The 25410-nt window shown below is 61.8% G+C and carries 17 protein-coding genes; 9 read left to right on the forward strand and 8 right to left on the reverse strand.

Going from position 1 to position 25410, the window contains the following annotated elements; all coding sequences use genetic code 11:
• Window positions 1–66 precede the first annotated feature (66 nt).
• The 3 genes from zipA to ACM6JM_RS22580 all read right to left on the reverse strand — a co-directional run bounded on the left by zipA (window position 67) and on the right by ACM6JM_RS22580 (window position 5381).
• Entirely contained in the window at window positions 67–924 is an 858-nt protein-coding gene (gene zipA / locus ACM6JM_RS22570) for a cell division protein ZipA (protein ID WP_074687633.1), read from the reverse strand.
• 306 nt (window positions 925–1230) lie between these two features.
• Window positions 1231–4719 (reverse strand): chromosome segregation protein SMC, encoded by a 3489-nt coding sequence (gene smc / locus ACM6JM_RS22575; RefSeq protein WP_074687632.1) that lies wholly within the window; start codon window positions 4717–4719, stop codon window positions 1231–1233.
• Window positions 4720–4721: 2 nt separating this feature from the next.
• On the reverse strand, window positions 4722–5381 hold the full coding sequence (locus ACM6JM_RS22580; RefSeq protein WP_039770022.1) for a GntR family transcriptional regulator: 660 nt from the start codon (window positions 5379–5381) through the stop codon (window positions 4722–4724).
• A 266-nt stretch (window positions 5382–5647) separates the two neighbouring features.
• On the opposite strand from ACM6JM_RS22580, the gene xdhA reads away from it, so the two are divergent.
• From xdhA to guaD, 4 genes are all read left to right on the forward strand, one after another.
• The gene (gene xdhA, locus ACM6JM_RS22585) at window positions 5648–7102 is read left to right on the forward strand and encodes a xanthine dehydrogenase small subunit (RefSeq protein WP_064378760.1); all 1455 of its coding nucleotides are present in this window, start codon (window positions 5648–5650) and stop codon (window positions 7100–7102) included.
• Entirely contained in the window at window positions 7095–9488 is a 2394-nt protein-coding gene (gene xdhB, locus ACM6JM_RS22590; RefSeq protein WP_103386406.1) for a xanthine dehydrogenase molybdopterin binding subunit, read from the forward strand. Before xdhA ends, xdhB begins: the two co-directional genes overlap by 8 nt.
• Window positions 9489–9629: 141 nt before the next feature.
• Entirely contained in the window at window positions 9630–10487 is an 858-nt protein-coding gene (xdhC, locus tag ACM6JM_RS22595; RefSeq protein WP_414882519.1) for a xanthine dehydrogenase accessory protein XdhC, read from the forward strand.
• A gap of 13 nt (window positions 10488–10500) precedes the next feature.
• Window positions 10501–11805 (forward strand): guanine deaminase, encoded by a 1305-nt coding sequence (guaD, locus tag ACM6JM_RS22600; RefSeq protein ID WP_039770015.1) that lies wholly within the window; start codon window positions 10501–10503, stop codon window positions 11803–11805.
• A gap of 178 nt (window positions 11806–11983) precedes the next feature.
• Here guaD and ACM6JM_RS22605 read toward each other — a convergent pair whose 3' ends face one another.
• Window positions 11984–12748: a GntR family transcriptional regulator gene (locus ACM6JM_RS22605; protein ID WP_007952027.1), complete on the reverse strand. Its 765-nt coding sequence runs from the start codon at window positions 12746–12748 to the stop codon at window positions 11984–11986.
• Between the two features lie 224 nt (window positions 12749–12972).
• Here ACM6JM_RS22605 and ACM6JM_RS22610 point away from each other — a divergent pair, with 224 nt between their 5' ends.
• Window positions 12973–14163: a benzoate/H(+) symporter BenE family transporter gene (locus tag ACM6JM_RS22610; RefSeq protein ID WP_039770013.1), complete on the forward strand. Its 1191-nt coding sequence runs from the start codon at window positions 12973–12975 to the stop codon at window positions 14161–14163.
• Between the two features lie 61 nt (window positions 14164–14224).
• On the opposite strand, the gene ACM6JM_RS22615 is transcribed toward ACM6JM_RS22610, so the two are convergent.
• Window positions 14225–14569, reverse strand: a complete 345-nt coding sequence (locus ACM6JM_RS22615; protein ID WP_039770011.1) for a YggL family protein — start codon at window positions 14567–14569, stop codon at window positions 14225–14227.
• Between the two features lie 234 nt (window positions 14570–14803).
• Between ACM6JM_RS22615 and dacB the strand changes: the two genes are divergently transcribed.
• A complete protein-coding gene (gene dacB, locus ACM6JM_RS22620) occupies window positions 14804–16264 on the forward strand; it encodes a D-alanyl-D-alanine carboxypeptidase/D-alanyl-D-alanine-endopeptidase (protein ID WP_039770010.1) in 1461 nt (486 codons plus the stop codon).
• 211 nt (window positions 16265–16475) lie between these two features.
• On the opposite strand, the gene ACM6JM_RS22625 is transcribed toward dacB, so the two are convergent.
• Both ACM6JM_RS22625 and rlmKL read right to left on the reverse strand, forming a co-directional pair.
• Window positions 16476–18860: a diguanylate cyclase gene (locus tag ACM6JM_RS22625; protein WP_414882520.1), complete on the reverse strand. Its 2385-nt coding sequence runs from the start codon at window positions 18858–18860 to the stop codon at window positions 16476–16478.
• 146 nt (window positions 18861–19006) lie between these two features.
• Window positions 19007–21277, reverse strand: a complete 2271-nt coding sequence (gene rlmKL, locus ACM6JM_RS22630; RefSeq protein ID WP_414882521.1) for a bifunctional 23S rRNA (guanine(2069)-N(7))-methyltransferase RlmK/23S rRNA (guanine(2445)-N(2))-methyltransferase RlmL — start codon at window positions 21275–21277, stop codon at window positions 19007–19009.
• A gap of 530 nt (window positions 21278–21807) precedes the next feature.
• Here rlmKL and rmf point away from each other — a divergent pair.
• Window positions 21808–22023, forward strand: coding sequence for a ribosome modulation factor (gene rmf, locus ACM6JM_RS22635; protein ID WP_003223300.1), 216 nt, complete (start codon window positions 21808–21810; stop codon window positions 22021–22023).
• A gap of 139 nt (window positions 22024–22162) precedes the next feature.
• Here rmf and ACM6JM_RS22640 read toward each other — a convergent pair whose 3' ends face one another.
• Window positions 22163–23182 (reverse strand): quinone-dependent dihydroorotate dehydrogenase, encoded by a 1020-nt coding sequence (locus ACM6JM_RS22640; RefSeq protein WP_039770005.1) that lies wholly within the window; start codon window positions 23180–23182, stop codon window positions 22163–22165.
• 222 nt (window positions 23183–23404) lie between these two features.
• Between ACM6JM_RS22640 and ACM6JM_RS22645 the strand changes: the two genes are divergently transcribed.
• Together ACM6JM_RS22645 and ACM6JM_RS22650 are read left to right on the forward strand one after the other, a co-directional pair.
• Window positions 23405–24616, forward strand: a complete 1212-nt coding sequence (locus ACM6JM_RS22645; protein WP_074687625.1) for a CmpA/NrtA family ABC transporter substrate-binding protein — start codon at window positions 23405–23407, stop codon at window positions 24614–24616.
• Between the two features lie 15 nt (window positions 24617–24631).
• On the forward strand, window positions 24632–25207 hold the full coding sequence (locus ACM6JM_RS22650) for an ANTAR domain-containing response regulator (protein WP_007916390.1): 576 nt from the start codon (window positions 24632–24634) through the stop codon (window positions 25205–25207).
• Window positions 25208–25410 lie beyond the last annotated feature (203 nt).

Raw genomic sequence — 25410 nt, forward strand, 5'->3', positions numbered from 1 at the left:
AAGAGCAGCCGAGGCTGCTCAATCTATTTTGCCGATTGCCCCTTTATTGCGAGGCAACCTTTTCAATCAACGCTTCTGGGTCAGGGCGCGACGTTCGAATTCAACGATGCGCTGACGGTAGTGCTCGATGGTCTGCGCGGTCAGGACGCTGCGCTGGTCATCTTTCAATTCGCCGTTCAGTTCCTGGGACAGCTTGCGGGCTGCCGCGACCATCACGTCGAAGGCCTGCTTCGGATGACGCGGGCCTGGCAGGCCGAGGAAGAAGCTCACCGCCGGGGTGCTGAAATGGTCGATGTCGTCCAGATCGAAGATGCCCGGCTTGACCGCGTTGGCCATCGAGAACAGCACTTCGCCGTTGCCGGCCATGCTTTCGTGACGGTGGAAAATATCCATCTCGCCGAAACGCAGACCGCTTTCCAGAATGTTCTGCAGCAGTGCCGGGCCCTTGAAGCCGGCCGGGTCGCGGCAGATCACGCTGATCACCAGCACTTCTTCTGCCTGCGGCTGATCCTTGTCGGCCACTGCCGGCGAAGACTTGGCGGCAGGTTCGACAAAATCATCGTCGCGGCTGCTGATGCTCGGGCCGCCGTCCAGGTCCAGATCGAGATTCAGGTCGCCCTGGGCCGGACCGCTGCTGCCACGCTTGCCGCGCTTGGAACCGGATTCGCGAGGCTCGCGAGCCGGCATGCTCACCGATGGCAGATCGTGCTCGTCCAGTTGCGGCTCTTTATGGGTATCCAGCACGCGGGCCGGGCCCAACAGCTCGGCGCTGGTGTCCTCGTCGGGCAGGTTGGACAGACTTCGGTCAAGACGGAATTTCAGTTTTCCCTTGCCGCCGCGCATACGGCGCCAGCCATCGAAAAGAATACCGGCTATCACAATGATGCCGATGACGATCAGCCACTCGCGCAGACCGATTTCCATGTAATCCCGTGCCTCTATAAAAAATGCTGAAAAATAAGGGGTTTACACTGTGCAAACCGCTTTAAAACGTGGCGCCAACTCTATGTTCTGACAGGCGTTTTGCCCACGTATACGAAAAATTGACATTAAACTAGCACGACCAAAGACAACTTTACACCGTCTGTCGAAATCGCCGCGCAAATTGTGTCGAATTGCCACTTTCATTCAAATAGCCCACCTGTCGTCAGCTTTGCGCAGCTCAGCTGCAAGTTGCGAGCTACAAGCTCTTCTCTTACAGCTCGCAGCTTATCGCTCGAAGCTGCGCCGCTAGGCGTCCACCATCGCCATCGCCTCCTCGACATCCACGGCTACCAGTCGCGAACAACCCGGCTCATGCATCGTCACCCCCATCAACTGGTCAGCCATTTCCATGGCGATCTTGTTGTGGGTGATATAGATGAACTGCACGGTCTGCGACATCTCTTTGACCAATCGTGCGTAGCGTCCAACGTTAGCGTCATCCAGTGGTGCGTCAACTTCATCGAGCATGCAGAACGGCGCCGGATTCAATTTGAAGATCGCAAAAACCAGTGCCAGTGCGGTCAGGGCTTTCTCGCCGCCGGAGAGCAAATGGATGGTGCTGTTCTTCTTCCCGGGCGGCTGCGCCATGATCGTCACCCCTGTATCGAGTAGATCTTCGCCCGTCAGTTCCAAATACGCCCGCCCGCCACCGAAAACTTTTGGGAAAAGTGCCTGTAAACCGCCATTGATCTGATCAAAGGTATCTTTGAAACGGTTACGGGTTTCCTTGTCGATCTTGCGGATGACGTTTTCCAGAGTCTCCAGCGCCTCCACAAGATCGGCGTCCTGGGCATCCAGATAACGTTTACGCTCGGATTGTTGCTGGTATTCGTCGATCGCCGCGAGGTTGATCGCGCCCAGGCGCTGAATCCGCGCGGCGATGCGTTCAAGTTCTTCTTCGGCAGCCTTCTCGCTGGCCTCGGCAGTCAAGGTGTTGAGCACGCCGTGCAGATCGTAGCCGTCTTCCAGCAATTGATCCTGCAGGGCCTTGCGGCGCACGGTCAGGGCTTGCCATTCCATGCGTTGCTGTTCGAGCTGGCCACGGATCAATTGCGATTGCTGCTCGGCCTGGGTCCGGCGTTTTTCTGCATCGCGCAGTTCGCGATCGGCGTCTTCCAAAGCAATCTGCGCAGTCTTGAGTTCGTCGTCGACGCTCATGCGCTTGTCGAGCAATTCTTCGAGTTTGAGGCGCAATTCTTCCAGCGGCGCCTCGCCCTCCTCCAGATTCAGGCTGAGCTGTTCACGTTTTTCAGTGAGGCGCTCGGCCTGCATTTCCAGACGCTCAAGGGCCTGGCGAGTCGAATCATGCTGGGCCCGCAGCGAGCCGAGGCGCACGGCCAATTGATGCGCGTGGTCCTTGTGCTGGCGGGCTTCCTGACGCACCCGATCCAGCCGCTCGCGCAGGCTGTCACGTTGAGCCAGCAGCAATTCGCGCTGCTCGGTATCGAGGGCCATGGCGTCGAGGGCCTCCTGCAACAGGATCCGCGCTTCGCCGATGTTTTCGTGTTCCAGCTCGCGCTGCTCGGCGAGCTCGACCAGCTCTTCGTCGAGGCGGGTGCGACGCAGGTTCAACTGCTCGGCCTTGGCCTTGCCGGCGGACAGTTGAGCTTTCAACTCGCCTTGCTGACGGGCTTCGTCTTGCAGCAAACGACGCAAATGTTCGCGACCGTTTTCCTGCTGACGCTGTTGCGCGCGCAGGGTTTGCAGACGGGTTTCCATGGCCTCGACCGTGGCCTCGCGCTCTTCGCGTTCGGCATGCAACGATTCAATTTCCTGACCGCGTGCGAGCATGCCGCTTTCGGCTTCGCTGGCGCGGCGCACCCGCAGGAAATGCCGGCCGATCCAGTACCCGTCGCGGCTGATCAGGCTCTGCCCGGCAGCCAGTTGGCCGCGCAGGGCCAGCGCCTGTTCAAGGCTGTCGACCGGTTTGACCTGCCCGAGCCACGGCGACAGATCGACCTGCGCCTCGACCTTGTCCAGCAGACTTCCGGCCACGCGCACACCGTCATTGCCGGGGCTGAGCAATCGCAGATCGCCTTGGGCAAAACCGGACAGATCCAAGCCGTCGAAATCATCCACCAGCACCGCTTGCAGGTCGGCGCCGAGCACGGTTTCCACCGCCAGCTCCCAACCGGCCTCGACCTTCAGGCCTTCGGCCAGACGCGGGCGCTCGGCGAGGTTGTGTTCCTTCAGCCATTCGGCAGTGCCGGTGCCCGGATCGAGCGCGGCCTGCTGCAAGGCTTCCAGCGATGCGAGGCGGCCATTGAGGCGCTGCAAATCGCCTTGCGCCTGCTGCTGCGCGGTCAGCGCCTGCTGCAATTCCTGACGCAGTTGCTCAAGTTTTTCGACCTGGGCTTCTTCGCTGGTCTGCAAATCTTCAAGGGTGGCTTCGGACTCGGCGAGCTGCTCGCTGAGCTCCATGATCGCCGCATCTTCCGGATCGGCCGACAGCAGCGCCCGCTCTTCGCCCAGGCGCTTTTGCCGATCGGCCAAACGCTCCATGCTGGATTCCAGCTGCTGGATGCGCGACTGCTGCACTTCGGCCTGGCGACGGGGTTCAGCGGCGGTCAGGTTGAAGGCGTCCCACTGCTCCTGCCAGCCGTGCATCACGGCTTCGGAATCTTCCAGCGCAGCGGCGGCTTCTTCGGCGGCGGCGTTGGTGATTTCCTGCTCGGGAGTCAGTTGATCGAGTTCTTCGCCGAGGGTCAGCAGCAAGGTGCGGTCGTGGCCCAGGTGCGATTCGGTTTCGAGGCGTGCGCGCTCGGCTTCTTTCAGATCGTCCTGCAACTGGCGCAAGCGTTGCTGACCATGCTGGATGCTCTGCTCGACCCGGGCGATGTCGCCGCCGACCGAATAGAAGCGTCCCTGCACCAGATTGAAGCGCTCGGACAGGTCATGGTGACCGTCGCGCAGGCGTTCAATGGCCGCGTCGGCGTTGCGCTGCTCGGCGACCAGCGCTTCGAAGCTGATTTCCTGGTTGCCGATGATCGATTCACGCTGGCTGACCTGATCGTTCAGATCCTGCCAGCGCAGGGCCGACAGTTGCGCCTTGAGCTGGCGTTCTTCGGCCTTGTATTCCTGATACTTCTTGGCGGCCTCGGCCTGACGGTGCAGGCGTTCGAGCTGGCGCTCGAGTTCTTCGCGCAGGTCGGTCAGACGGGCAAGGTTTTCGTGGGTGCGGCGGATGCGGTTTTCGGTCTCGCGCCGGCGCTCCTTGTACTTGGAGATGCCGGCGGCTTCTTCGATGAAGTTACGCAGGTCTTCCGGTTTGGACTCGATCAGCTTGGAGATCATCCCCTGCTCGATGATCGAGTAACTGCGCGGGCCGAGGCCGGTGCCGAGGAAAATGTCGGTGATGTCGCGACGACGGCATTTGGCGCCGTTGAGGTAATAAGTCGTCTGGCTGTCGCGGGTCACTTTGCGGCGGATCGAAATTTCCGCGTAGGCCGCCCACTCGCCCAGCAGCGTGCCGTCGGAGTTGTCGAACACCAGTTCGATGCTCGCCTGGCTCACCGGTTTGCGACTGGTCGAGCCGTTGAAGATGACGTCGGTCATCGACTCGCCGCGCAGGTTTTTCGCCGAGCTTTCGCCCATCACCCAGCGCACGGCGTCGATGATGTTCGACTTGCCGCAACCGTTCGGCCCGACGACTGCCGCCATGTTGCTGGGGAAGTTCACCGTGGTCGGGTCGACGAAGGATTTGAACCCCGCCAGCTTGATGCACTTGAGCCGCAAGGTCAGGCAACCGTCAGGGCGGACACCACCAGATCGCAGCTGCGCTGGGCGTAAGCCGTCAGCACGATGCGAATCTGCGGCAGGTCACGGGCGAGGACGGCGGCGAGCAGGCGTTCGAACAGGTCGAGGAACTCGCTCATCTCGGCCTTGCGCTGCTCCAGCGCGAGGAAGTACGCACGGCTCATGGCCGGTTGCAGGTTCTCGACGGTTTCTTGCAGGTACGGGTTGTTGGCGAAGGGATACGCGGCGCGCATGACGTTGAAGCTGTCGTCGACGAAGGTGCGGATGTCCTGACGCTCGTAGCTGGCGGTCAGGCGCTGCTGGATCTGCACGAACGGCGCCATGTCGGCCTGGGTCTGCCAGCCATTGGCCACGGCGTTGCCGAGCAGGATGTACAGCTCGCTCATCAGCGTGCACAGGCTCTGCACCTTGTGCGCCGTCAGCTCAGTGACGTGCGCGCCGCGGCGCGGCAGGATCGCGATCAGGTGACGGCGCTCGAGGATCAGCAAGGCTTCGCGGACCGAGCCGCGGCTGACGTTCAGCGCCAGCGTGACCTTCTGTTCCTGGATGCGCTCTCCCGGCTTCATTTCGCCGCGAATGATCCGTTCGGCGAGGTGGTGAGCGATTTGCTCGGCGAGGCTGTCCGGCGCCTTGAACGTCATGGTTGTCCTTCAAACTCTTCGATCTGCACAAGCGGCGCAGTGTAGCGCAATGCGCGGTCATGGCGGAGTGCCCGCACAGCGGTTTTTGGCACGATTCCCGCAAAAAAGCGCTTGATCCAATGAGGGTCAATACTGAAGAGACACGTGGTTGAGCGACAAAACGGTTTTTCCTGACCTTTAAGTCAGAAAACCATTGACCGAAAAGTCAGACCTGCTAAATTCGGCTCAAGTCGCTCAACAACAATAATGAGTCTGCGAGGCCTTCCGTGATCCAGTTTTTACTTAACCAGGAACTCCGTAGCGAGCACGCCCTGGACCCGAACCTGACTGTGCTCAACTACCTGCGCGAACACGTGGGTAAATCCGGCACCAAAGAAGGCTGCGCCAGCGGTGACTGCGGCGCGTGTACGGTGGTGGTCGGCGAGTTGCAGACGGATGACGATGGCCGCGAACACATTCGCTATCGCAGCCTCAACTCGTGCCTGACGTTCGTGTCGTCGCTGCACGGCAAACAATTGATCAGCGTCGAAGACCTCAAGCACAAGGGCGAACTGCACAGCGTGCAGAAAGCCATGGTCGAGTGCCACGGTTCGCAGTGCGGTTTCTGCACCCCCGGTTTCGTGATGTCGCTGTTCGCCCTGCAAAAGAACAGCGATGCACCGGATCAGGCCAAGGCCCACGAAGCGCTGGCCGGCAACCTTTGCCGCTGCACCGGCTACCGACCGATCCTGGCCGCCGCCGAACAATCCTGCTGCGCCAAGCAACCGGATCAGTTCGACGCCCGTGAAGCGGAAACCATCGCCCGCCTCAAAGCCATTGCCCCGACGTCGATCGGCGAACTCAACAGCGGCGACAAACGCTGCCTGGTGCCGCTGACCGTCGCCGACCTGGCCGATCTTTACGACGCTTATCCACAAGCCCGCCTGCTGGCCGGCGGCACCGATCTGGCGCTGGAAGTCACGCAGTTCCACCGCACGTTGCCGGTGATGATCTACGTCGGCAACGTCGCCGAAATGAAACGCATCGAGCACTTCGAGGATCGCATCGAAATCGGCGCCGCCACCGCCCTCTCCGACTGCTACGAAGCGTTGAACGCCGAGTACCCGGACTTCGGCGAGCTGTTGCACCGCTTCGCCTCCCTGCAGATCCGCAACCAGGGCACTTTGGGCGGCAACATCGGCAACGCCTCGCCGATCGGTGACTCGCCGCCCCTGCTGATCGCCCTCGGCGCGCAGATTGTGCTGTGCAAGGGCGAGACCCGCCGCACGCTGGCCCTCGAGGATTACTTCATCGATTACCGGGTCACCGCGCGTCAGGAAAGCGAGTTCATCGAGAAGATCATCGTCCCTCGCGCCACGGCTGAGCAGCGCTTCCGCGCCTACAAAGTCTCGAAGCGTCTGGACGATGACATTTCTGCCGTCTGCGCTGCGTTCAATCTGCGCATCGAAAACGGCGTGATCACCGACGCCCGCGTCGCCTTCGGCGGCATGGCCGCGATCCCGAAACGCGCCGCTCATTGCGAAGCCGTGCTGCTCGGCCAGCCGTTCAACAATGCCGTGATCGAACGTGCCTGCACCGCGCTGGGCGAGGATTTCACCCCGCTCTCGGACTTCCGCGCCAGCAAGGAATACCGCCTGCTCAGCGCGCAGAACCTGCTGCGCAAATACTTCATCGAACTGCAAACACCGCACATCGAGACTCGGGTGACCGCTTATGTCTAACCATCACGGCGTAGAGAAAACGCAAGCTGAACTGGCTGAACTGTTCGCCAAAGACCTGACCACCGGCGTCGGCCGCAGCGTCAAGCACGACAGCGCCGCCAAACATGTGTCCGGTGAAGCGCAATACATCGATGACCGCCTGGAATTCCCCAACCAATTACACGTTTACGCGCGGCTGTCGGATCGCGCCCACGCGAAAATCATCAGCATCGACACCCAGCCCTGCTACGCCTTTGAAGGCGTGCGCATCGCCATCACCCATGAAGACGTACCGGGCTTGAAAGACATCGGCCCGCTGCTGCCGGGCGATCCGCTGCTGGCCATCGATGACGTGCAGTTCGTCGGTCAGCCAGTGCTGGCCGTGGCCGCCAAGGATCTGGAAACCGCCCGCAAGGCCGCCATGGCCGCAATCATCGAATACGAAGATCTGGAGCCGGTGCTGGACGTGGTCGAAGCCCTGCGCAAACGCCACTTCGTGCTCGACAGCCATACCCATCAACGCGGCGATTCAGTCAATGCGTTGGCCACGGCTGAACACCGGATTCAAGGCACGCTGCACATCGGCGGTCAGGAACACTTCTATCTGGAGACCCAGATCTCCTCGGTGATGCCGACCGAAGACGGCGGCATGATCGTCTACTGCTCGACCCAGAACCCCACCGAAGTGCAGAAGCTGGTGGCCGAAGTTCTCGACGTGTCGATGAACAAGATCGTGGTCGACATGCGCCGCATGGGCGGTGGTTTCGGCGGCAAGGAAACCCAGGCCGCGAGCCCGGCGTGCCTGTGCGCGGTGATCGCGCACCTCACCGGCCAGCCGACCAAGATGCGCCTGCCGCGTGTCGAAGACATGCTGATGACCGGCAAGCGTCACCCTTTCTACGTCGAGTACGACGTCGGTTTCGACAGCAACGGGCGCCTGCACGGCATCGCGATGGATCTGGCCGGTAACTGCGGCTGCTCGCCTGATCTGTCGGCCTCGATTGTCGACCGGGCGATGTTCCACTCGGACAACTCGTATTACCTGGGCGATGCGACCATCAACGGTCACCGCTGCAAGACCAACACCGCGTCGAACACCGCGTACCGTGGTTTCGGCGGGCCGCAAGGGATGGTCGCGATCGAAGAAGTGATGGACGCCATCGCCCGTCATCTGAACCTCGATCCGCTGGCCGTGCGCAAGGCCAACTACTACGGCAAGACCGAGCGCAACGTTACCCATTACTACCAGACCGTCGAGCACAACATGCTCGAAGAAATGACCGCCGAACTGGAAGAAAGCAGCCAGTACGCCGAGCGCCGCGAAGCGATCCGTCGCTACAACGCCAACAGCCCGATCCTGAAAAAAGGCCTGGCGCTGACCCCGGTGAAATTCGGCATTTCCTTCACCGCCAGCTTCCTCAACCAGGCCGGTGCGCTGGTGCACGTCTACACCGACGGCAGCATCCACCTGAACCACGGCGGCACGGAAATGGGCCAGGGTCTGAACACCAAAGTCGCGCAAGTCGTGGCCGAAGTGTTCCAGGTGGAAATGGACCGCGTGCAGATTACCGCGACCAACACCGACAAAGTGCCGAACACCTCGCCGACCGCGGCCTCCAGTGGCGCCGACCTGAACGGCAAAGCGGCGCAGAACGCTGCCGAGACAATCAAGCAGCGGCTGGTCGAATTCGCCGCGCGGCACTACAAGGTCAGCGAAGAAGACGTGGAATTCCACAACGGCCACGTACGGGTGCGTGACCACATCCTGACCTTCGAAGCGCTGATCCAGCTGGCGTATTTCAATCAGGTGTCGCTGTCGAGCACCGGGTTCTACAAGACCCCGAAAATCTACTACGACCGCAGCCAGGCCCGTGGCCGGCCGTTCTACTACTTCGCCTTCGGCGCGGCGTGCTGCGAAGTGATCGTCGACACCCTGACCGGCGAGTACAAGATGCTGCGCACCGACATCCTCCACGACGTCGGCGCCTCGCTGAACCCGGCCATCGACATCGGCCAGGTCGAAGGTGGTTTCGTTCAGGGCATGGGCTGGCTGACCATGGAAGAACTGGTGTGGAACAACAAGGGCAAGCTGATGACCAACGGCCCGGCCAGTTACAAGATCCCGGCCGTGGCGGACATGCCGCTGGACCTGCGGGTGAAGCTGGTGGAAAACCGCAAGAACCCGGAAGACACGGTGTTCCACTCCAAGGCTGTGGGTGAACCGCCGTTCATGCTCGGCATCGCCGCGTGGTGTGCGATCAAGGATGCGGTGGCCAGCCTTGGCGATTACAAACATCAGCCGAAGATCGACGCGCCGGCGACCCCGGAGCGGGTGTTGTGGGGCTGCGAGCAGATGCGCCAGCTCAAGGCGGTGAAAGCCGTCGAAGCTGAAACCGAGGTTGTTTGATGATCGTTCCCACGCTCTGCGTGGGAATGCAGCCCGCGACGCTCTGCGTCGCATCCTGAACAGCGGACGCGGAGCGTCCAGTGATGCATTCCCACGCGACGGTTCGACGCCTCGACGTGGGAACGATCTGAGAGGTGAGATATGTACAACTGGATCGACGCCCTCGCCGACCTGCAGAACCAGGGCGAACCCTGCGTTCTGGTGACGATCATCGAAGAACTCGGCTCGACGCCGCGCAATGCCGGCTCGAAGATGGTCGTCAGCGCCCGCCAGACGTTCGACACCATTGGTGGCGGGCACCTGGAATACAAAGCCATGCAGATCGCCCGCGAGATGCTCGCCAGCGGCAGGCAGGACACCCATCTGGAGCGCTTCAGTCTCGGTGCCAGCCTCGGCCAGTGCTGCGGCGGCGCCACGGTGCTGCTGTTCGAACCGATGGGCCAGGTGCAGGCACAGATCGCCGTGTTCGGCGCCGGTCATGTCGGCCGCGCGCTGGTGCCGCTGCTCGCCAGCCTGCCCTGCCGGGTGCGCTGGATCGATTCCCGGGAAGAGGAATTTCCCGAACAGATTCCCCACGGCGTGCGCAAGATCGTCGCCGAGGAGCCTGTGGATGAAATCGACGACCTGCCCGCCGGCAGCTACTGCATCGTCATGACCCACAACCATCAACTGGATCTGGAACTCACCGCCGCGATCCTCAAGCGCAACGACTTCACCTGGTTCGGCCTGATCGGCTCGAAGACCAAACGGGCCAAGTTCGAACACCGCCTGCGTGACCGTGGCTTCGACGCCAGCGTCGTGCAACGCATGCGCTGCCCGATGGGCATCGGCGAAGTCAAAGGCAAGTTGCCTGTGGAAATCGCCATCTCCATCGCCGGCGAAATCATCGCCACCTATAACGCCAATTTCGGCCAGCACACCGCCAGCGCCGAACCGATTGCCAAACTGCTGCCGGTTTCGCGCCGCAGTCGGGCCGCCACACTCAAAGCCTCAAACTGATTAGAGAACCCTCATGCCTCTGACTCGCAAAGCCTACCGCGCCGCCATCCTGCACAGCATCGCCGACCCCGCCGAGGTCGGCATCGAAGCCTCCTACGAGTATTTCGAGGACGGCCTGCTGGTGGTCGATGGCGGCAAGATCAGCGCCCTTGGCCACGCCAGCGAACTGCTGCCGAGCCTGCCGGCGGACATCGAGATCACCCATCACAAGGATGCGCTGATCACCCCGGGCTTCATCGACACCCACATCCACCTGCCGCAGACCGGCATGGTCGGCGCCTATGGCGAGCAACTGCTGGACTGGCTGAACACCTACACCTTCCCGTGCGAAAGCCAGTTCGCCGACAAGGCCCACGCCGATGAAGTGGCGGATATTTTCATCAAGGAACTGTTGCGCAACGGCACCACCACCGCGCTGGTGTTCGGCAGCGTGCACCCGCAATCGGTGAACTCGTTCTTCGAAGCGGCCGAGAAGCTGGACCTGCGGATGATCGCCGGCAAGGTGATGATGGACCGCAACGCGCCGGACTACCTGACCGACACCCCGGAATCGAGCTACGTTGACAGCAAGGCGCTGATCGAGCGCTGGCACGGCAAGGGTCGTCTGCACTATGCAGTCACCCCGCGTTTCGCCCCGACCAGCACCCCGGAACAGCTGACCCTCGCCGGCCAGTTGCTCAGCGAATACCCGGATCTGTACATGCAGACCCACATCAGCGAAAACCTCAAGGAAGTCGAGTGGGTCAAGGAGCTGTTCCCGGAGCGCAAGGGCTATCTGGACGTCTACGACCACTATCAATTGCTCGGCGAGCGTTCGGTGTTCGCCCATGGCGTGCACCTGTGCGATGACGAATGCGCGCGCCTGGCGCAGACCGGTTCGGCAGTCGCGTTCTGCCCGACCTCGAACTTCTTCCTCGGCAGCGGCCTGTTCAACCTGCCGATGGCCGAGAAGCACAAACTGAACGTCGGCCTCGGGACTGACGTCGGCGGCGGCACCAGTTTCTCGCTGCTGCAAACCCTGAACGAAGCCTACAAGGTGATGCAGCTGCAAGGTGCGCGCCTGAGCCCGTTCAAGTCGCTGTACCTCGCCACCCTCGGCGGCGCGCGGGCACTTCGTCTGGAAGACAGGATCGGCAACCTGCAACCGGGCTCCGACGCCGACTTCCTGGTGCTGGACTACAACGCTACGCCGCTGCTGAGCTACCGCTTGAAGCAGGCCAACAACATTGCCGAGACGCTGTTTGTACTGATGACCCTGGGCGATGACCGCACTGTGGCTCAGACTTATGCAGCAGGTGCGCTGGTACACCAGCGCTAACTGATTGCTCGATCGTTCCCACGCTCTGCGTGGGAATGCAGCCCGTGACGCTCCGCGTCACTGGACGCGGAGCGTCCCCAGAGACATTCCCACGCAGAGCGTGGGAACGATCAGACGGACAAAAAAAATCCCCCGGTACTTTGCAGTCCGGGGGATTTTTATTGCCTGTCGATTCGCCTCAGAGCTTGACCGCCGGCCGCCCCGGCTTCTTGGTCTGCAACAGGTGCGAGAACACTGCATGCAGATCGTCCGAAGCGCTTTCCTCGTCGAGGTTGAGCTTGCTGTCGATGTGATCCATGTGATGCATCATCAGGTCCACCGCCAGCTCGCCGTTGCGCGCTTCGATGGCGTCAATCAACTGGGTGTGCTCGTCGTAGGAACAGTGCGAGCGGTTGCCGCTTTCATACTGGGCAATGATCAGCGACGTCTGCGAAACCAGACTGCGCTGGAAGCTGATCAACGGCGCGTTCTTCGCCGCTTCGGCCAGTTTCAGGTGGAATTCGCCGGAGAGACGGATGCCGGCGCCGCGATCGCCACGGGAGAAGCTGTCGCGTTCGTCGTTGACCATCTGGCGCAGTTCGGCAATCTGCTCGGCGGTGGCGTGTTGCACCGCCAGCTCGGTGATCGCGCGTTCCACCAGACGTCGGGCGAGGAACACCTGACGCGCCTCTTCAACGCTCGGGCTGGCGACGACTGCGCCACGGTTCGGCCGCAACAGCACCACGCCTTCATGGGCCAGACGCGAGAGCGCGCGGCGAATGATGGTGCGGCTGACCCCGAAAATTTCCCCCAGCGCTTCTTCGCTCAACTTGGTGCCGGGCGCCAGACGCTGTTCGAGGATGGCCTCGAAGATATGCGCATAGACAATATCGTCCTGGGTTCCGCTGCGGCCGGCTTTGCCTGCTCGCGGTTGTTTCTTGAGGGGTTGCAACTGTTCGTTCATGGGCACTCGAGTCGGGAAGAACGGCGGCGAATTGACCGTGACTGTAATACGGCACAGTGGGTCGCTGGCAAGTATCGCGTAAAAAACAGCGCGATTGTACACAATGGAAGGTGGCAACACGACTGTACGGCTGTTTGCGACTTCGGCTGTATTGCAACGCTCCGTTACGTTTGAGTTTAGGCTTAAACCCGAAATCCGTGGCTTGAACAAGGAACGCCGCTGTCATGAACGAAATTACCCACACCCGACTGCGCCCGCTGGCGGACACATCGCCCTCCGCCATTGTCGCCGGGTTCATCGCGATGATGACCGGCTACACCAGCTCGCTGGTGCTGATGTTCCAGGCCGGACAGGCGGCGGGCCTGACCAGCGGGCAGATTTCGTCGTGGATCTGGGCGATTTCCATCGGCATGGCGGTGTGCTCGATCGGCCTGTCGTTGCGCTATCGCACGCCGATCACGATTGCGTGGTCAACGCCCGGCGCGGCGCTGTTGATCACCAGCCTCGGCGGCGTGACGTATGGCGAAGCGATTGGCGCCTACATTACCTGCGCCGTGCTGGTGACGATCTGCGGCCTGACCGGCAGCTTCGAACGGCTGGTGAAAAAGATCCCGGCCTCCCTCGCCGCCGCGCTGCTGGCGGGGATCCTGTTCAAGATCGGCAGTGAAATCTTCGTCGCGGCACAGCACCGCACCGGCCTGGTGCTGGGGATGTTCTTCACGTATCTCATCGTCAAACGCCTGTCGCCGCGTTATGCGGTGCTCGCTGCGCTGCTGATCGGCACCGCGCTGTCGGGCTTCATGGGTTTGCTGGACTTCAGCGGCTTTCATCTGGAAGTGGCGACACCGGTCTGGACCACGCCGCACTTTTCCCTGGCCGCGACCATCAGCATCGGCATTCCGCTGTTTGTCGTAGCGATGACCTCGCAGAACATGCCCGGCATCGCCGTGTTACGGGCCGACGGCTACAACGTCCCGGCCTCGCCGCTGATCACCGCCACCGGCATCGCGTCCCTGCTGCTGGCGCCGTTCGGCTCCCACGGCATCAACCTGGCGGCCATCAGCGCGGCGATCTGCACCGGGCCCCATGCCCATGAGGATCGCAACAAACGCTACACCGCAGCGGTGTGGTGCGGGATTTTCTACGGGATTGCCGGGGTGTTCGGCGCCACGCTGGCGGCGCTGTTCGCCGCGCTGCCCAAGGAACTGGTGCTGTCGATCGCTGCGCTGGCGCTGTTCGGTTCGATCATCAACGGCTTGAGCATCGCCATGACCGAGGTGAAGGAACGGGAAGCAGCGCTGATCACGTTCATGGTCACGGCGTCGGGGCTGACGTTGTTTTCCATCGGTTCAGCGTTCTGGGGGATTGTCGCGGGGGTGTTGACCTTGCTGATCCTCAACTGGCGCAAGGCTTGAGGCCTGAATAAAAAGCAGGCATAAAAAAACGGCGACCCTCGGGTCGCCGTTTTTTTCAGTATCACTTGGCCGCGTTGATCGGCTTTTCCGGATACCAGACGTCCAGCAGCGGGCTGATTTCAGTGCTGGTCAGCTCGGAGCGGGTTTTCAACCAGGCTTCAACAGCAGCGCGCTGCTCTTCGGTGACCGAGCCGCGCTTCTGCAGGCAAACCAGACCGAAGTCGTCGCCGCCGACATAGCCCAGACCGTTGGCTTCCATGGCTTCTTTGATGAATGCTTCGAGGAAAGCGTCAATGGCTTCTTCGGACAGGTCTTCTTTGAAGCCCAGGTTCAGTTCGAAACCCAGCTCTTGAAATTCATCGACGCACAGTTTTTTGCGCAGACGCTGGGAACGGTTAGTCGCCATTGGAACAATCCTCTTAAGTAATAACGGCCGGCACTTTACCAGTTTAAGCCGGCGATTGCCCGACTCTCTGGAACGTGCGTGCGACCGCCTGTAAAAAAATAACGAATTGGCGCCCTTGCGAAAGGCACAAGCTGTAACAGCTTGGGGCATAATGCCGACACTTTCATGACCACTGAGGGCCTTTTCATCCATGTCCTCGTCTTTTTTCCCCTCGGCTGTAGGGTTTTATTTCATATGATCAAATCGTTGCGTCCTCTGCTCCTGGCCGGTCTTCTTCTGCCGCTGGCCTTGCCCGTCTCCGCTGCCACCATCAACACCGCCCTGACCCCCAACGTCGAAAAAGCCCTCAAGGCCAGCAAGCTGCAGCCCACTGCCCTGTCGCTGGTGATGGTGCCACTGGACGGTCCGGGCACGCCGACCGTGTACAACGCCGACGTGTCGGTCAACCCTGCCTCGACCATGAAGCTGGTCACCACTTACGCGGCGCTGGAAATGCTCGGCCCCAACCATCAGTGGAAAACCGAGTTTTACACCGACGGCGACCTGAACGGCGGGATCCTCAACGGCAACCTCTACCTCAAGGGTGGTGGCGATCCGAAGCTGAACATGGAAAAACTCTGGCTGCTGATGCGCGACCTGCGTGCCAACGGCGTAACCCAGGTCACCGGTGATCTGGTACTGGACCGCAGCTTCTTCGTGCAGCCGCAACTGCCGGAATTCAACGATGACGGCAACGACGAGAACAAGCCGTTCCTGGTCAAGCCGGATTCGCTGCTGGTCAACCTCAAGGCCCTGCGTTTCGTGGCTCGCAATGACAACGGCCGGGTATTGATCTCGGTCGAGCCGCCGATTGCCAGCATCAACATCGAAAACACCGTCAAAGCGCTCAACTCCAAACAATGCACCGGCGGCGTGCGCTACAACCCGGTGCCGCAGGCCGATGGCAGCGTGACCGTAACCGTGGCCGGCCAGTTGGGCGAAGGCTGCAGCTCGCAGACTTATCTGTCGCTGCTCGACCACGCGACCTACACCGCCGGCGCCGTGCGGGCGATCTGGAAGGAACTGGGCGGCAGCATCCAGGGCAAGGATCGTCTGGCCCCGACGCCGAGCAGCGCCAAAGTGCTGGCCCGCGCGTTCTCGCCGGATCTGGCGGAAATCATCCGCGACATCAACAAGTACAGTAACAACACCATGGCTCAACAGCTGTTCCTGAGCCTGGGCCAGAAATTCCGCAACGACGCCGACGGCGATGACGCCAAGGCCGCGCAACGCGTGGTGCGTCAGTGGCTGGCGAAGAAAGGCATCACCGCGCCGCATCTGGTGATGGAGAACGGTTCCGGTCTGTCGCGTTCCGAGCGGGTCAGCGCCCGGGAAATGGCCAACATGCTGCAAGCGGCCTGGCACAGCCCATATGCTGCCGAGTACATCAGTTCACTGCCGATCGCGGGCACTGACGGCACCATGCGCAAACGCCTGAAGACCACCGCGATGCGCGGCGAAGCCCACGTCAAGACCGGCACCCTGAACACCGTACGGGCAATCGCCGGCTTCAGCCGCGACGTCAACGGCAACACTTGGGCGGTGGTGGCGATCCTCAACGACAAGGCCCCGTTCGGCGCGTCGTCGGTGCTGGATCAGGTGCTGCTGGATCTCTATAAACAGCCGCGGACGCCGCAGACTGCTTCGGTTCTGTAATCCCCGTAATTGATTGTTCCCACGCTCTGCGTGGGAACAATCATCACAGCCGAAACTGCCGCCCCCCCCCCAAACCTGATTGTTCCCACGTCGAGGCGTCGAACCGTCCGCGTGGGAATACAGCCCGTGACGCTCTGCGTCACTGGACGCGGAGCGTCCCCGGGGAGGCATTCCCACGCAGAGCGTGGGAACGATCAGGTGGCAGAGGGGCTCAGTTCATCTGCCGCTCGACCCGATCCCGTCCGCCCTGCTTCGCCGCATACACCCCGGAATCCGCCCGCAACAACAGCGCATCCGCGCCCTCCCCCGGTCGCCAGCTGGCAATCCCGAAACTGGCCGTCACCACCCCCACCACGTCGATCGGCGCACTGCGCAGGCTGTGCCATAACTCCTCGGCCAGCATGTGGGCGTGTTCGCCGTCGATGTCCGGGCACAGCACCATGAACTCTTCGCCGCCCAACCGGCAGAACACGTCGGTACGCCGCAGCCGGTGACCGATGCGCTCGCAAACCGCCTGCAACACGCGGTCGCCCACCGCGTGACCGTACTGATCGTTGATCCGTTTGAAGTGGTCGATGTCGAGCATGATCACTGACAACTCGCCACCGCCACGCTCGACCCGCGCCATCTCGGTGGTCAGGCGCTCCTGGAAATAGCGCCGGTTGTGAATGCCGGTCAGGGAATCGGTCACCGACAGCGCGCGCAATTCTTCTTCCACCCGTTTCAGGTCGGAAATGTCGGAAATATAGCCGTGCCACAGCACGCCGCCGCCCGGCAGCTCCTCCGGCGTCGCCTCGCCGCGAACCCAGCGCAGGCCGCGCCCGGGTAATTGCACGCGGTATTCCTCGCGCCACGGACTGAGATTGTCCGCCGAAGCGCGGATCGACTTGCGCACGCGGCTGACGTCCTGCGGATGGATACGGGTGAAAATCGCTTCGGCGTTGAGCAGCAGCACATCCGGCTCGAGCTCGTAGATTTCGCGGATACCGTCGCTGGCGTAGATCACGCTGAAGCGTCCGTCGAACTCCATTTTGAATTGATAGATCCCGCCGGGAACATGGGCGCTGAGCTTTTTCAACAGCACATCCCGCGCGGCCAGCGCTTCGTGCACGCGCTTGCGTTCGGTGATGTCGATGCAGATCGCCAGGTGCCCGACCCACAGCCCCTGCTCGTCCAGCACCGGCGTGGCCAGCATGTTCACTGGAATGTGGCTGCCGTCCTTGCGCACCAGCGTCCACTCGCGCGCCTCGTGCCCGCCGACTTCGCCACCCTCCACCAGCATCGCCTGGCAGGTCGGAATGGTCTTGCCATAGCGGGCGCTGAGCTCCGCCGCGCGGGCCACCAGTTCCCGGGGAAAGTGCAGGTTTTCCAGGGTCATGTGGCCGACCACTTCGTTGCTGAGATAACCGAGCATCTGCTCGGCGCCGGGGTTGAACGTGTTGATCACACCGCGCAGGTCGGTGGCGATGATTGCCACTTGGGTGGCCGCGTTGAGCACTCCGCGCAACTGGCCGTGGGTGCCGCGCAGTTCCTGTTCGCGTTCATGCAGCTCCTGAGTACGCAACTCGACCATGCGCAACGCGCGCTGGCGCTGACTGACCAGCACATAAAGCAGCGCACTCAACAGCAGACTGAGCAACCCGCCCAGCACCACCACGCTGCCCACCGCAGAATGGTTGGCCTGCATGAACGCTTCGCTGGGCAGGATATCCACCTGATAGTCGTGATCAGCCATGCGCACCAATCGCGTAGCCGACAGATCGCTCGGCACCGGTTCATTGGTCGACTCGAACAACACTTCATGCTGATCGTTGGTGGACAGATCGAGGATGCGTACCGACAGATAGTCATGAAGTGCATCCGGCAAGCCGTCTGCCAGCAGCTGTCGCATGCTGATGACAGCCATCACATAGCCATATGATCTGGATTCCCCTTCGCGCAGCAGCGGTGCCACCAACAATACGCCGCGTGCGTAAGCCGGCTCGATACCGACCAGATGCATGGGCTGCGACACCGCCAGACCGCGTAGCTGGTCGGCGCGTTCAAGGGTCGAGCGGCGCAATGGCTGGGCCAGCAAGTCGTAACCCAGCGGCGCGCCAAGCCGGCTCTGGGTCTGGCTGTACAACACCACTACGTATTCATCGCGGGCCGAAGCCAGTTGCAGCTCGCCGCGCGCGTTGAGTTCGCGCACGCTGAAGGTGCTCAGGCCTTCATCCCGCGCCCGCTGTTCAAAGGCTGCACGCTCGGCGCCGCTCACCCGCAGGGCGAACGAATAGGCCTGGGTGCGCAGTAATAAAGGTTGGGTGTAGCCGTCGAATTCGGCGCGGGACACCGATTCGGAGTTGGCGAAGAACCGGCGCAGGCCATCGAGGCGTTGCTCCTGATCCTGAAAACGTTCTTCGATGCGGCTGTAGCGCTCGTTGGCCAGCAGCTGAAAGCGTTGGCGCAACTGGCTATGAAACTGATTGAGGGTGCCCCAGGCGAGCAGCCCCGTGAGAATCCCGCCGGCGAGCAATACCAGCAGCGCGACCAGCCAGGCCGAGACTTCTTCGCTGATAAAACCCAATATCTTCGGGCGCACGGGGTGCAACGACATAAAAGCCACTCACTACGTCAGCATCTGCGGGAAAAACCCCATCGGCCGTGTGTGAGTTATAGCTATTAGCCACTAATTTGGCTAGTTCTGAACGGATCCAAGAGCCTTTAAAAATCAAGGCTCTGTGGATCCAATGTTGCAGAGTGTCAACGAGCCGTGATTTTCCAGGCGCGGTGGATCTTGCCGTTACGGGCGAAATCCGGGTCGATGGTGCTGGCGGTGATTTCCTCGACCGCGTAACGCTCGGCCAGGTTGTCTTCGAGCTGGAACTTGCGGAAGTTGTTGGAGAAATACAACACCCCGCCGCTGGCCAGACGCGCCATGGCCAGGTCGATCAACTGCACCTGATCTCGCTGCACGTCGAAGATGCCTTCCATGCGCTTGGAGTTGGAGAACGTCGGCGGATCGATGAAGATCAGGTCGTACTCTTCGCGGCAATTTTCCAGCCACGCCATCACATCGCCCTGCTCCAGACGGTTCTTGTCGGAGAAACCGTTGAGCGAAAGGTTGCGGCGCGCCCAGTCGAGGTAGGTTTTCGACAGGTCGACGCTGGTGGTGCTGCGCGCGCCACCCTTGGCAGCGTGCACACTGGCGGTCGCGGTGTAGCAGAACAGGTTGAGGAAGCGCTTGCCGGCGGCCTCTTTCTGAATCCGCATGCGCATCGGCCGGTGATCGAGGAACAGCCCGGTGTCGAGGTAATCGGTGAGGTTGACCAGCAACTTGACGCCGCCCTCAGTCACTTCATTGAACTTGCCCTGAGCCGCCTGACGCTCGTACTGCTTGGTGCCGCTCTGACGCTCGCGGCGCTTGACCACCACGCGGCTCTTGTCGATGTTCAGCGCCTGCGGGATGGCCGCCAGCGCGTCGAACATGCGGATCGAGGCTTTTTCCGGGTCAATAGACTTCGGCGCGGCATATTCCTGAACGTGTACCCAGTCGTGGTACAGGTCGATGGCCATGGCGTATTCCGGCATGTCCGCATCGTAGACGCGGTAGCAGTCGATGCCTTCGCGCTTGACCCACTTGCTCATGGCCTTGAGGTTCTTCTGCAGGCGGTTGGCAAACATCTGCCCGCCTTCGCTCAGGCGTGGTTGCTCGATCACTGGCGCCGGGGCCGGCGTCGGTTTGATCGGATTGCCGTTCTTGTTGAACCTGCGCTCTTGCGGCTCGTTCGGCGTCTGATCGTAGGCCGCTTGCTCGCGCTCGGCCTGACGCTGCTCCGGGGTGCGGCGCTCGCCGGTGACGAACTGATCCGGCAGGACCTTGATCAACAGCAGCTTGCACGGCAGCGCGCCGTTCCAGAACGAATACTGTTTGTGGCTGCGAATCCCCATGCGTTTGCCCAGGTCCGGCGCGCCGGTGAACACCGCCGCTTCCCAGTTCAGGCAGGCCTGACGCAGACGCTCGCCGAGGTTCTGGTAGAGGTACAACAGACTGGCTTCATCACCCAGACGCTCGCCGTACGGCGGGTTGCAGATGACCAGACCTTTCTGGTTCTGGTCCGGACGCGGTTCGAAGGTCGCGACTTCGCCCTGATAGATCTTGATCCACTCGCTCAGGCCGGCGCGTTCGACGTTGTTGCGGCCCGGCTGGATCAGGCGTGGGTCGGCTTCATAACCACGGATCCACAGCGGCGGTTTGGCCAGACCGGCAGCGGCGCGCTCGACGGCTTCTTCATGGAGTTTTTTCCACAGCGCCGGCACGTGGCCCAGCCAGGCGGTAAAGCCCCACTGTTCGCGACGCAGGTTCGGCGCCATGTCGGCGGCGATCATGCCGGCTTCGACCAGGAACGTGCCGACACCGCACATCGGGTCAGCCAGCGCGCCACCTTCGGCGGCGATGCGCGGCCAGCCGGAACGGATCAGGATCGCTGCCGCCAGGTTTTCCTTCAGCGGCGCGGCGCCCTGCTGCAAGCGGTAACCGCGCTGGTGCAGGCTGTGGCCGGACAGGTCGAGGGACAGAATCGCTTCGCCGCGATCCAGACGCAGGTGAATGCGCAGGTCCGGGTTGAGCTTGTCGATGCTTGGACGGTCGCCCTGCGGGGTGCGCAGTTTGTCGACGATGGCGTCCTTGACCTTCAGGGCGCCGAAGTGAGTGTTGTCGATGCCCGAACCATGACCGCTGAATTCCACCGCCAGGGTGCCGTCGGCCAGCATGTGGTCCTGCCAGTCGACGTCGAGTACGCCGTGATACAGGTCTCCGGCGTTTTTCATCGGGAAGCGCTTGAGCACCAGCAGCACCCGGTTGGCCAGACGCGACCAGAGGCACAGGCGATAAGCGGTTTCCATGGTCGCCATGCCACGCACGGCGGAGGTGTGTTCGCGGGCCTCTTCAAGGCCAAGCCCGACGGCTTCCTCGATGAGCAGGCCTTCAAGGCCTTTGGGGCAAGTGAGGAAGAGTTCGAAACGGTCGGACATGGTTTTTCCAGAGCCTTTGGCTGATGAACCGGCAACGCATTGCCGGTCCGGTTTTCAATCAGGCGCTTTTCTACAAGAGCGCCCGCGTGGCACGAAGGTGTGCCGTTCCATCCCCGCTGCTCGGGTTAAAAGAGCTTAGATGCCGGGACAGATAAAAAAGTTGAAGCAACAAAATGACTCAAAGCAACCCTTCGTCGATTAGTACCCCAGCGTAAACGTGGGTCATTCTCACTAAAGGATTAACCTCATCATCCAGCGCGGGGCCGATCATACCGGGGTTTGGCCAATAAACGCTGGATAAATACGCGGTTACTTATGGCCATAGCATCTTTTTCGTTACGTCCTTATGACAAAACGGTCATTCCATCGATGTGACTCATTGGTTAGAACTGGACACAGGTTGACGTCGCAACGGCGTCAACACCTTGGCTCGCCACGCCGGCAGCGAGCCGCCAACGGCAGAGTTTTTCTGCCAGACCTCAATTGAGGTCGACGCGACAAAAACAGTCAACAAGTGAGGGAAACACCCTATGAGAAGACTTAAGCGTGATCCGTTGGAAAGAGCATTTTTGCGCGGATATCAATATGGCGTTGGTGGCAAATCCCGTGAGCTTTGCCCATTTACTCTACCGTCGGTACGTCAAGCCTGGATCAACGGCTGGCGAGAAGGACGCGGCGACAACTGGGACGGTATGACCGGCACTGCGGGAATCCACAGACTCAACGAACTTCACGCCGTCGGCTGACACAGGGCACTTATTCCGACACGACAATCTGATTTCGTAACAACCTGATCACCATGCACGTCCTTCCCGGACGGCGGGCTACGGCCCAGGGGCTCCTTCGAGGAGCCCTTTTTTATGCCTGCCTTTTTATGCCGGCCAATCAGCGCTTGGCGGCGATCGCGTCCACGGATTCGCGGATCAGCGCCGGGCCCTTATAGATGAAGCCGGAGTAGATTTGCACCAGGCTCGCGCCAGCCGCGATCTTCTCGGCCGCATGTTTGCCTTCGGTGATGCCGCCCGCCGCGATGATCGGCAGCTTGCCGCCCAGCTCGGACGCCAGCACTTTCACGGTGTGTGTGCTCTTCTCACGCACCGGCGCGCCGGACAGACCGCCCGCCTCGTCACCGTGTTCCATGCCTTCGACGCCCACGCGGCTGAGGGTGGTGTTGGTGGCAATCACCGCGTCCATCCCCGTTTCGATCAGCGCCTGGGCCACTTGCGCGGTTTCTTCGTCGGTCATGTCCGGCGCGATCTTGATCGCCAGCGGTACATGTTTGCCGTGGCGCAGGGCCAGTTCGGCGCGGCGCGTGGCCAGATCCGCCAGCAATTGCTTGAGCGAGTCGCCGAATTGCAGGCTGCGCAAGCCCGGGGTGTTCGGCGAGCTGACGTTGACCGTGACGTAACTGGCGTGGGCGTAGACCTTGTCCAGGCAGATCAGGTAGTCATCCACCGCACGCTCGACCGGGGTGTCGAAGTTCTTGCCGATGTTGATCCCCAGCACGCCCTTGTATTTGGCCGCTGCCACCCGCGCCAGCAGGTTGTCCACACCGAGGTTGTTGAAACCCATGCGGTTGATGATCGCCTCGGCTTCCGGCAGGCGGAAAATCCGTGGTTTCGGGTTGCCCGGCTGCGGACGCGGGGTCACGGTGCCGATTTCAACAAACCCGAAACCCAGTTGTGCGAAGCCGTCGATGGCCGCGCCGTTCTTGTCCAGACCGGCCGCCAGACCCACAGGGTTCGGGAACGTCAGGCCCATGACATTCACCGGCAGCGACGCCGGCGCCTTGCACAGCAAGCCGTTGAGGCCCAAACGCCCGCCCGCGCCGATCAGATCCAGCGACAGATCGTGGGAGGTTTCCGGGGAAAGTTTGAACAACAGCTGACGGGCCAGGGTGTACATGGGCGGCTATGACTCGGGCGGCGAAAAGAGGCGGCGATTATAGCCGGGCATCCCCCCGCCGCGCGAGGCGCACGGGTAAATCCGTGCGCATGGCATATGCCTTGCACCTTCCACGGCATCAGCCGGCAGGCCAATGGTGGCGTGCAGGCAAGGACAATGGCGTCGTCTCTCGGTTTTGCGCGGGCAAAGCCTGGGACGACGTTTTTTTTGAGGGTGGCTTTCATGACTCAAACCTCCGCCGGGCCGCTGGCCTGGGTCAACGGCAGCGATGCCCCGGAAAAAAGCGCGATCAACCTGGGTTTCATGGCCCTGAGCGACTGCGCCTCGCTGGTGGTCGCCGCCACTCAGGGCTTTGCCCAGCCTTACGGCCTGACCCTGAACCTCAAGCGCCAGAGTTCCTGGGCCAACCTGCGGGACAATCTGGTCAGCGGCGAACTCGATGCCGCCCACAGCCTTTACGGGCTGATCTACGCGGTGCATCTGGGCATCGGCGGTGTCGCGCCGACCGACATGGCGGTGCTGATGGGCCTGAACCAGAACGGCCAGAGCCTCAACCTGTCCCACGGTTTGCAGGGCCTGGGCGTGACCGGTCCTGAAGCGCTGCACCACCACGTGCACCAAACCCGCGCAAAACTGACCTTCGCCCAGACCTTCCCGACCGGCACCCATGCCATGTGGCTTTATTACTGGCTGGCGAGCCAGGGCATTCATCCGTTGCAGGATGTCGACAGCGTGGTGGTGCCGCCGCCGCAAATGGTCGCGCACCTGCAGGCCGGGCGCATCGATGGTTTATGCGTTGGCGAGCCGTGGGCGGCCAGCGCCGTGCAGCAAAATCTCGGGTTCACCCTGGCCACCAGCCAGACCATCTGGCCCGATCACCCGGAAAAAGTCCTCGGCTGCACCCGCGCCTTCGTCGAGCAATACCCCAACACCGCGCGCGCGCTGGTGATGGCGATCCTCGAGGCCAGCCGTTTCATCGAAGAGAGCCCGGAAAACCGCCGCAGCACCGCGCAACTTCTCAGCGCCGCCGAGTACCTCGACGCCCCGGTGTCCTGCATCGAACCACGCTTTCTCGGCGACTACGACGATGGCCTCGGCAATCGCTGGCAAGACCCTCACGCCCTGCGCTTTCACGGCGATGGCGCGGTGAACCTGCCGTACCTGTCGGACGGCATGTGGTTCATGACTCAGTTCCGCCGTTGGGGTTTGCTGCGCGATGACCCGGACTACCTCGCCGTCGCCCGGCAGGTGCAGCAACTGGAGATCTATCGCGACGCGGCGACTGCTGTGGGCGTCGCAGCGTGGGGCAAGGACATGCGCAGCAGCCAGTTGATCGACGGCAAAATCTGGGACGGCAGCGACCCGGCCGCCTACGCCCGGAGCTTCAAGCTCCACGCGCTGAGCGACAGCGCGCCACTTCTTGCCCGCCGCTGACAGGAGACCGCGAACATGCTGCGCATTCTGCTGATCAACGACACCGCGAAAAAAGTCGGACGCCTGAAAGCCGCATTGACCGAGGCCGGTTTCGAGGTGATCGACGAGTCGGGCCTGACCATCGACCTGCCGGCGCGCGTCGAAACGGTGCGTCCGGACGTGATCCTGATCGATACCGAGTCACCGAGCCGCGATGTGATGGAACAAGTGGTGCTGGTCAGCCGCGACCAGCCCCGGCCGATCGTGATGTTCACCGACGAGCATGACCCCGGCGTGATGCGCCAGGCGATCAAGTCCGGGGTCAGTGCCTACATCGTCGAGGGCATTCACGCACAACGCCTGCAGCCGATTCTCGACGTGGCCATGGCCCGCTTCGAAAGCGATCAGGCCTTGCGCGCCCAGCTACAGGCCCGCGACCAGCAACTGGCCGAGCGCAAGCGCATCGAACTGGCCAAGGGCCTGCTGATGAAAATGAAGGACTGCAACGAAGAAGAGGCCTACACCCTGATGCGCCGCCAGGCCATGAGCCGCCAGCAGAAACTCATTCAGGTGGCGGAGCAGATCATCGCGATGAGCGAGTTGCTTGGCTGAGCTGGCACAAATCTCGCTAAGCAATCACCACAGGTAACCAACGGCGGTTGCCCCACCTACGACAAAGACGTCGCTCACCTTCTTCGCCCCTTTCGGCGATCCGGGTAGCGGCGTTTTTGCGTTTTGGCCCCACAGCCCGGGGCCGGTGGTGCGGCCGTGGCGGCGCCCCACTGTGCTGGTTCTGACTCCTTCTCGAGATTCTC

Source organism: Pseudomonas sp. IT-P2 (assembly GCF_949767575.1).
GTDB lineage: Bacteria > Pseudomonadota > Gammaproteobacteria > Pseudomonadales > Pseudomonadaceae > Aquipseudomonas > Aquipseudomonas pharyngis.

What these genes read in the sequence shown, in the direction of transcription:
- ACM6JM_RS22645 (WP_074687625.1), top strand. Translation starts at nt 23,405, where the DNA reads ATGACTCAAACCTCCGCCGGGCCGCTGGCCTGGGTCAACGGCAGCGAT.
- dacB (WP_039770010.1), top strand. Translation starts at nt 14,804, where the DNA reads ATGATCAAATCGTTGCGTCCTCTGCTCCTGGCCGGTCTTCTTCTGCCG.
- ACM6JM_RS22580 (WP_039770022.1), bottom strand. Translation starts at nt 5,381, where the DNA reads ATGACGTTCAAGGCGCCGGACAGCCTCGCCGAGCAAATCGCTCACCAC.
- ACM6JM_RS22650 (WP_007916390.1), top strand. Translation starts at nt 24,632, where the DNA reads ATGCTGCGCATTCTGCTGATCAACGACACCGCGAAAAAAGTCGGACGC.
- xdhC (WP_414882519.1), top strand. Translation starts at nt 9,630, where the DNA reads ATGTACAACTGGATCGACGCCCTCGCCGACCTGCAGAACCAGGGCGAA.
- ACM6JM_RS22610 (WP_039770013.1), top strand. Translation starts at nt 12,973, where the DNA reads ATGAACGAAATTACCCACACCCGACTGCGCCCGCTGGCGGACACATCG.
- rmf (WP_003223300.1), top strand. Translation starts at nt 21,808, where the DNA reads ATGAGAAGACTTAAGCGTGATCCGTTGGAAAGAGCATTTTTGCGCGGA.
- ACM6JM_RS22605 (WP_007952027.1), bottom strand. Translation starts at nt 12,748, where the DNA reads ATGAACGAACAGTTGCAACCCCTCAAGAAACAACCGCGAGCAGGCAAA.
- ACM6JM_RS22615 (WP_039770011.1), bottom strand. Translation starts at nt 14,569, where the DNA reads ATGGCGACTAACCGTTCCCAGCGTCTGCGCAAAAAACTGTGCGTCGAT.
- xdhB (WP_103386406.1), top strand. Translation starts at nt 7,095, where the DNA reads ATGTCTAACCATCACGGCGTAGAGAAAACGCAAGCTGAACTGGCTGAA.
- ACM6JM_RS22640 (WP_039770005.1), bottom strand. Translation starts at nt 23,182, where the DNA reads ATGTACACCCTGGCCCGTCAGCTGTTGTTCAAACTTTCCCCGGAAACC.
- ACM6JM_RS22625 (WP_414882520.1), bottom strand. Translation starts at nt 18,860, where the DNA reads ATGTCGTTGCACCCCGTGCGCCCGAAGATATTGGGTTTTATCAGCGAA.
- guaD (WP_039770015.1), top strand. Translation starts at nt 10,501, where the DNA reads ATGCCTCTGACTCGCAAAGCCTACCGCGCCGCCATCCTGCACAGCATC.
- rlmKL (WP_414882521.1), bottom strand. Translation starts at nt 21,277, where the DNA reads ATGTCCGACCGTTTCGAACTCTTCCTCACTTGCCCCAAAGGCCTTGAA.
- zipA (WP_074687633.1), bottom strand. Translation starts at nt 924, where the DNA reads ATGGAAATCGGTCTGCGCGAGTGGCTGATCGTCATCGGCATCATTGTG.